The 7,784-nt window shown below is 38.2% G+C and carries 5 protein-coding genes and 2 pseudogenes; 5 read left to right on the top strand and 2 right to left on the bottom strand.

Annotated features, from left to right (window positions below; genetic code table 11):
- The 5 genes and pseudogenes from MUB24_RS17515 to MUB24_RS17495 form a co-directional block, all read left to right on the top strand.
- A pseudogene (locus MUB24_RS17515) lies at window positions 1-211 on the top strand (IS1634 family transposase); the annotation flags it as partial.
- A 99-nt stretch (window positions 212-310) separates the two neighbouring features.
- A pseudogene (locus MUB24_RS17510) lies at window positions 311-580 on the top strand (ABC transporter permease); the annotation flags it as partial.
- Window positions 581-828: 248 nt separating this feature from the next.
- A complete protein-coding gene (locus MUB24_RS17505; protein ID WP_244706363.1) occupies window positions 829-2,637 on the top strand; it encodes an ABC transporter substrate-binding protein in 1,809 nt (602 codons plus the stop codon).
- A gap of 166 nt (window positions 2,638-2,803) precedes the next feature.
- A complete protein-coding gene (locus tag MUB24_RS17500; protein ID WP_244706361.1) occupies window positions 2,804-3,622 on the top strand; it encodes a histidinol-phosphatase in 819 nt (272 codons plus the stop codon).
- 285 nt (window positions 3,623-3,907) lie between these two features.
- Window positions 3,908-5,422, top strand: a complete 1,515-nt coding sequence (locus MUB24_RS17495; RefSeq protein ID WP_244706369.1) for an ATP-binding protein — start codon at window positions 3,908-3,910, stop codon at window positions 5,420-5,422.
- Window positions 5,423-5,506: 84 nt separating this feature from the next.
- Here MUB24_RS17495 and MUB24_RS17490 read toward each other — a convergent pair whose 3' ends face one another.
- Window positions 5,507-5,683, bottom strand: coding sequence for a hypothetical protein (locus tag MUB24_RS17490; RefSeq protein ID WP_244706359.1), 177 nt, complete (start codon window positions 5,681-5,683; stop codon window positions 5,507-5,509).
- 76 nt (window positions 5,684-5,759) lie between these two features.
- Complete coding sequence (locus MUB24_RS17485) at window positions 5,760-7,736, bottom strand: aconitate hydratase (protein WP_244706357.1); 1,977 nt, start codon at window positions 7,734-7,736, stop codon at window positions 5,760-5,762.
- Window positions 7,737-7,784 lie beyond the last annotated feature (48 nt).

Here is a 7,784-nt window from a genome sequence, read left to right as displayed (position 1 = left end):
GCACCGATTGAAAGGAAAACATTCGATCTCTGCTATACTTGACAGCCTGAAAAAAGCGTCCTGTAGCCATATACAGGAAAATTATTATTTGTTTGACCATTATGATGAGGTGCTTTCCGATATAAAGAAGGAACTGGGCATCGATCTAGGCAAAAAATGCTTGTCACTGGGAGAAATAAAAAAAATTGTAGGGGCAGTTAAAAAAGGGTGAATTACACTACAACTTTCTGACAAACAAAAACAGCCTAAGAGTCAGCATTCATGCGGGTTCTAGGCTGTTTTTGTTTATTTTAACTGCAAAAGTCAGGATATTGTTCCGAACTCTTTGGCTCCAATGATTGTAAAAGCTACCCTTACGATAGGGGGGGCTGTGATTGCAACAAGTAGTTTAAGTTTCTTAGGGCTTGGAGTAGAACCACATATTCCTGAATGGGGAAATATTTTAAAATTAGGAAGTACCTATCTTGAAACAAATGCTTATTTGGCGATTTATCCTGGACTAGCGATTATTTTACTTGTGTTGTCTTTTAACTTTTTGGGCGATGCATTAAGGGATGCGCTTGATCCGAAATTAGATTGATTTGCAGAGGATGTTCAAAAAGTCCGGTAAAAATGACACTGCGAATTTCTTCGTTGGCTTGTTTCTCCGCTGCTCATGTATTAGGATAGGGATCTTCTGCTAAAACCGCCCACGTCCTGTGGGCAACGCAGAAGTCAGCACATCCTGTGCAAGTCCGCTGCTCGAAACTGCGCCGCCTTGAACTTCTTGGTCCTTTTTATCCTCCTTTTTGAACACACATTTAAAAAATAGATGCGGAGGAAAAGAAAATGAAAAAGCGATTTTTAGTAATTTTGCTTGCTTTTGTGCTTGTAGCAGCAGGTTGTGTCAATACAAAATCGAAAAACGAAAAAGAATCAGGGGCTAAATCGGGAGGAGACCAGTCAGCCGTTGAAATTGAAATTCTTGGAACGAGCGATGGAGAGGACGATATGAATATTGTCCGTGACCAGCTCGTCAAAAACGGCTTTAAGGTAAAGCTTAATATTCAACCAGATTATGGTAGCTTTAAAGCACAAGAAGATGCCGGGAATTTTGATGTAGCCTTGTCAAGCTGGACAACGGTGACAGGAAACCCAGATTATGCCGTTCGCTCTTTGTTTAAAACAGGTGGCGATTACAGTATTCTTGCGGATGAAGAAATTGATAAATTAATTGATAAGGCCGCTACAGAAACACCTGAGGAATATCAAAAAACATACAAGGATTTAGAGCAAAGACTTGTGTTTGATAAAGCCTATATTGCACCACTTTATAGCTCTTATAAAACGCAGGCATTGAATAAAGATGTATTAAATCCTGATTCAGTCAGACTTTCGAAATCACGTTCATTAGCATGGGAAGATATAGATTTTAACGACACATCGAAACGGGATACTGCTCCTTTCATCTTGTCGCAATCTAGCGCAACGCTGACTTCTCTTGATCCGATTAAAGGGAATGATGGCTCCATTAATATGTTGAATACGAATATGTATGTACGGATTGTAAACTTAACGGATGACGACCAAATTACATCAGAAGGTTCACTATCTTATAATAATAGTATTGCTGATGGAAATTCCGATTATTATTTCATTCTCCGTGATAATATTAACTTTGCCAAAATTACCGATAAAAAAGCGGAAGATACAGGAGAACGGGTTGGAGCAGAAGATGTTGTTTTCTCCTTAAATCGGGCAAAGGATAAAAATTCTGTTCCTGATCACAGAACGTATAGTTTACATGAACATATTAAAGATGTAGATATCGTTACAGACGTTTCGGAGCTAGAAAAGACAAAGCAGGCGAATAGTGATGCCACAGTAAGAGAAGCTTTAGAAGATGGATTAGATACAAAAATTTCAGAGCTTGTTGCGGATAAAACAAAGGTCAATAATAAAGAAGGAAAATACCAAGTTGTTAAAATCACAACAACAGAACCGTTTCCTCAAGTTCTGAACTATTTAGCTCACCAATCAGCCGGAATTGTGTCGAAGGATCAAGTCGAAAGGATTAATACGTATGATGTTGAATCCTACGATCCAAAGAAAGATATAGCTTATGGTGACCAAAGTACTGTCACAGAAGGCAGCAATTACGACAATCACTTGTATGCAAGTGGTCCCTATATTTTATCGTATAAAAATGACTATGAAGCCGTCTTTTATAAAAATCCGGGCTATATGAAAGGGACCGATCATGAACCACATATAAACACCGTGCAAGTTCGCTTTATTAGTGATCCAGATAGTACATTATCCGCTTTAAGAAACGGCGAGATTTATGTGTATTACGGTATTCCTGAAACGAAATATGATGTGGTTGAAAATGATGATAAATTACAATTACAAACGATAGAAAGTAATGCTGTCACATATTTGCTATTTAACACAAAAAACAGAGAAGTAGCGAAAAGTGATGATTTAAGAAAAGCTGTGCTTTATTCCATTAATCAAGATGAAATTCTTGACTTTTACCAAGGAAATAAAATTAAAGCTGTTTCCACTGTTAGCCCGCTTGTGAAAACAGGAAATGAATTAAAAGCAGACAGTGAAAAAGCAAAAGAATTTTTAAATAAATATCGAGAAAGTAAATAATTAGCTGTTGATTGACACACTGGATTGCCCAGTGTGTTTTTTCTTGGAAAGAAAAGCATAAAAAATGGATAAAATAACCATTTATTTTAATATATTTTTCATAAAGGGAGGTTTTTACTCCTTTTATGACGTAACTATATATATCAGCAAAAAAAGGATGGATGATATGAGTACTGATTTGAAGTTTGATTTCCATACACATCATGATCGATGTGGTCACGCAAGAGCAAAAATAAGGGACTATATTGAAGCCGCCATTGCGGGTGGGTTGAATATGATTGGCATTTCTGATCATTCTCCTTATTTCGCCAGCGAAGAAGACCAGTTACATCCCGGTATTGCCATGGCAAAAAGCGGTTTTGGAGATTATGTGAAGGAAGTTCTATCATTAAAAGAGGAATATAAAGGGAAAATTGACGTATTATTAGGTGTTGAATCTGATTTTTTTCCCGAACATATTGAATTATATCGCAGGCAGTATGAGCAATATCCGTTTGATTATATTATTGGGTCTGTTCACCATGTGGACAGGGTTAATATTTTTGACCGAAACCGCTGGGGTGGTTTGACAAACGCAGAGATTAAGCAAACAAAGGATCGATATTATGATCTAATTGCTCAATCGGCAAAAAGTGGACTATTTCAAATTTTAGGTCATATAGATGCCATGAAAGGATTTTACCCGGACTTTTCAAAGGTTGAGACAGATACAGTGGAACATGCACTAAAAATAATAGGAGAACATCCTATAGCGATTGAAATCAACACCTCTGGTAAGACAAAAGATTGTGGTGGATGGTACCCTTCAGATGAAATCTTAGAAAAAGCTCTTCACTTCGGAGTCAAAGTGACATTTGGATCGGATGCCCATGATCCTGAAAGAGTGGGAGATGAGATGGAAGAAGTTCGCCGTAGATTAAAAGAAATCGGCTTTAAAGACTGGGCTTATTTTAAGCAGAAGAAAATGGTCCTTACCCCGTTATAAAAAATGTTTGGAGGGGAAAATGGAAATCTCCCCAAAATGGGTAAGAATGGATGAAGGAGAGAAGTCTAGAATAAATCCTTTTTTAAATTATCCCTCTTTTTGGTTCCGTTCATAAGGAATACAGCAGAGGCTTCACAACACAAGTGAATAGAAAAAACCATAACTTTTTTAAAATGGGTTAAAAAAACATTACGTTTTCTTTGCTATTTTGATAAACTAGTAATGTTAAGGTGAAACGCTTTCAAAAAGAGGTATCAGAAGAGGGGTGATGAAAGTTTGGAGCATGTGACATTGGAAAAATTTGGATGTTTGACACAAACAGTAGACTTATCCGTTGCTAGTTCTAAATGTATGGATAGGCGTCCTGCTATTTCATGGCGTCACACTTTTTTTGATCATTATGAAGATGCTTTAGTTATCCTAGATTTCAATGGTCGTATACTTTCTATTAACCCGGCTTTTGAAAAAATGTTTGAATGTACGCAAACTGATATGCTAGGAAAACCTTTACCATTTCCTTTTAAAAATGTGCAACATGAATTCTATAAAATTGTACAAAAAATATTAAATGGAGAAAAGATTATCTATCAACAGCTTTTACGAAAAAGGAAAAATGGCGATAAAATGTTTCCCGCAAAATTAACCATTTCCCCTGTGTTTTCTGATTCAGAAGAAATTAAAGGAATATTGGTTATGATTAAAGATCAGAGTGAAATTGATGAATATAAGACATTGATTGAAATGCAAAATGAGACAATGGAAACAGATGAAAATATGCTGCTTGATATTACAAAGTATATCGATGAATTAATTATTCTATTTGATGTAGAAAATGACAAACTCCTTTTTGCAACTCTTGCCTTTGAAAGAAAATTAGGGATTAAACTGGAATCATTATATGAGGATCCCTCCTTTCTATATAAAAGGTTTGATATAAAAAATTGGGAGGAAATATATCGTTTTTTTAAAAGTACAGATAGTTCGCATAGAACATTGGAATTTAAAGCATTCGATCGTATGACCAATAAATCATGTTGGTATTTACTGGAAATTACCCCCATACTCGAAAAAGATGGCTCCGTAAAAAGGCATATTAGCATATTGCGAGATATTACAGAGCTAAAAGAAAAAACAGATCAAATTAAACAGCTTGATCAGTTAGGGGCCATTGGTCAAATGGCGGCTGGAATTGCTCATGAAATTAAAAATCCGTTAACAGCGATTAAAGGGTTTGTTCAATTATTATCAGAAGAGACTAAAAGTGAATATAGTGGTATTATTTTATCTGAACTTGAACGGATTGAATTTATCATGGGGGAAATCCTACTACTGGCTAAGCCGCAAACAGAGATTTGCCTAAAAAGGGAAAATTTAAATAAAATTATATTAGAGGTCATCTCTTTTATGAATTCAGAGGCCATTATTCATAATGTTATGTTAAAAAGGAAATTATCTCCTTTACCACCAGTATTTTGTGAATCGAAACAGGTTAAGCAGGTTTTGATTAATTTAATAAAAAATGCGATTGAAGCGATGCCGGCTGGTGGAAATATATGTATAAAAACTTATTATTCCAATGACTATATTGCCTTGGATATTATTGATAATGGGAAGGGGATTTCTGAAGAAGGCTTAAAGAGGTTAAGAGAACCTTTTTATACAGATAAGGAAAAAGGAACCGGCTTAGGATTAATGATTAGTTACAAAATTATTGAAGATCATAATGGGACCATTCATTTTACAAGCGAAGAGGGAAAGGGCACATGTGTCCAAATCAAACTTCCTGCAGGAAATGTATAGACTGGTCAACCAGGTTCTTATGGGACAAGCAATAGGATGTAGGTCAGAACGGTGTGGCGACAGTCCCACGCCGTTCTTCCCATCTTAATCCAATAATCGGTTATTGTCATCAACAGACATAATTTCGGCAGATTGATTCGTCTCATTTGGTGACAAAACACCTTTCCCTCGACAAACACTGCAATTGTATTGCCAGCCTTCATCATCAGCCAACATACCTGTTCCTTCACAAGCTTTACAGGTTAATTCTCTATCAACCATCAGGAACCCTCCAATCTAATCAATTTGAGTCCTGCGGGACGCAGGTCACAAAGGCGTGGCGATTGTTGTCGCGAATTTAGCCTTTGATCCTTACTTTTTGAACATCCTCTTTATGTCTTTCCTTTACCCAGTTAATAATACCTCCTTGCAACATCACTTCAAGTTGTCGCTTGGAAAGGGAGTGACTGACAAGGATCTTCTCTGTTCTTCCCTTCACCTCAATCGTGAATTCATTGCCTTGTTGCAGCTTTTCATGTAATCCATTCAGTTCAAGAATATCGCCCTGTTGCAGTAGTTCATAGTCATTTGGTTGGGAAAAGGTTAAGGGCAAAATGCCGAAATTCACGAGATTTTGCCAATGAATACGGGCGAAATCTTTGACCAAGGCCACTCGTAATCCTAGATAGCGAGGCGCAAGCGCTGCATGTTCACGACTGGAGCCTTGTCCATAATTGAACCCACCTATAATCGCATGTCCACTATGATCCACTAATTCCTTCGCACGCGTATAATAGCTTTGGTCAATAATTTCAAAAGTAAATTTACTGATTTCCGGAAGATTGCTGCGATAGGGCAGGACTCTTGCTCCACCTGCTAAGATTTCGTCTGTTGAAATATTATCTCCCATTTTTAAAAGAACAGGGAGTTCCATTTGGTCTGGCAGGGCATCCATTGCGGGAATGGAGGCAATATTTGGTCCTTTATATAATTCCACCTTCTTAGCTTCTTCAGGCGGGAGAGGGTGATCCAATAGAGAGATATCAACGGTAGGATTTTTGGGTTCACGAATCTTTGGATAGGGAATATCCAATGTTCTTGGGTCCGTAATCACACCTGTTATCGCAGATGCTGCAGCTGTTTCCGGGCTACACAGAAAAACACTATCCTCTCTTGTGCCTGAACGACCTGGAAAGTTTCGCGGAGTTGTTCGCAAACTGTTCCTTCCAGTGGCGGGGGCTTGTCCCATCCCAATACAACCATTACAGCCCGCTTGATGTAATCTTGCGCCAGCTTGTAATAAACTGGCAATATGGCTCTCTTTTACCAAATCTGTTAACATTTGCCGGGATGTTGGGTTAATATCAAAGGAAATTCCTTGCGCTACTTGCTTTTCCTTTACCATCTCAGCGGCAATCGCAAAATCCCGAAATCCAGGGTTCGCAGAAGAGCCGATGTAAGATTGATAAATAGGCGTACCTGTCACTTCTGAAACAGGAACAACATTCCCAGGGCTTGACGGTTTCGCAATTAAAGGTTCTAATGTTGAAAGATTAATTTCTTCCTGCAGGTTATACGTTGCCCCTTCATCCGCCATTAATTCGACCCAATCTTCCTCTCTTCCTTGTTCTTTTAAAAAACGTTTAATTTCTGAATCGGATGGAAAGACCGTGCCTGTCGCTCCTAATTCAGCCCCCATATTGGCTATGACGTGGCGGTCCATTGCCGACAATGTTTGCACACCAGGACCATAATATTCAATGACTTTTCCAACTCCACCTTTGACATCATAACGGCGCAGTAATTCGAAAATAACGTCCTTAGCACTGACCCAATCAGATAGTTTTCCCGTTAGCTTTACTCCCCAAACTTGTGGCATTTTGACATAAAAGGGTTCCCCAGCAATCGCTAAGGCGACATCCATACCACCTGCACCCATTGCCAGCATTCCCATACAGCCATTCGCGCAGGTATGACTATCAGAGCCTAAAAGCGTTTTTCCTGGCTTCGCTAGTCTTTGCATATGAACAGGATGACTAACACCATTACCAGGCCGGCTATAATAGATCCCAAAACGTTTCGTTGCACTTTGTAAAAATAAATGATCATCTGCGTTCTTATTATCTACTTGGATTAAATTATGATCGACATATTGGGCAGAAGCCTCGGTCTTTGCTCGTTCAATTCCCATTGCTTCTAACTCCAGCATCACCATAGTACCTGTTGCATCTTGGGTGAGCGTTTGGTCGATTTTTAGGCCAATCTCCGTTCCTGGGGTCATTTCTCCAGAAACAAGATGTGATTGAATCAATTTTTGTGTAAGCGTGAGTGCCATGATTTATCCTCCTTATCATTTCATCCATTTTTAACTGTTAACCGTTCT

Source organism: Lederbergia sp. NSJ-179, from assembly GCF_022867885.1.
Lineage (GTDB): Bacteria > Bacillota > Bacilli > Bacillales > Bacillaceae_C > Lederbergia.
Note: the sequence above shows the minus strand (reverse complement) of the source record. Positions and strands in the feature narration are given on the sequence as shown.

Bases quoted from the DNA above. Each gene is read 5' to 3' on its own strand.
- MUB24_RS17505 (WP_244706363.1), top strand. From the start codon at position 829: ATGAAAAAGCGATTTTTAGTAATTTTGCTTGCTTTTGTGCTTGTAGCA.
- MUB24_RS17500 (WP_244706361.1), top strand. From the start codon at position 2,804: ATGAGTACTGATTTGAAGTTTGATTTCCATACACATCATGATCGATGT.
- MUB24_RS17490 (WP_244706359.1), bottom strand. From the start codon at position 5,683: ATGGTTGATAGAGAATTAACCTGTAAAGCTTGTGAAGGAACAGGTATG.
- MUB24_RS17485 (WP_244706357.1), bottom strand. From the start codon at position 7,736: ATGGCACTCACGCTTACACAAAAATTGATTCAATCACATCTTGTTTCT.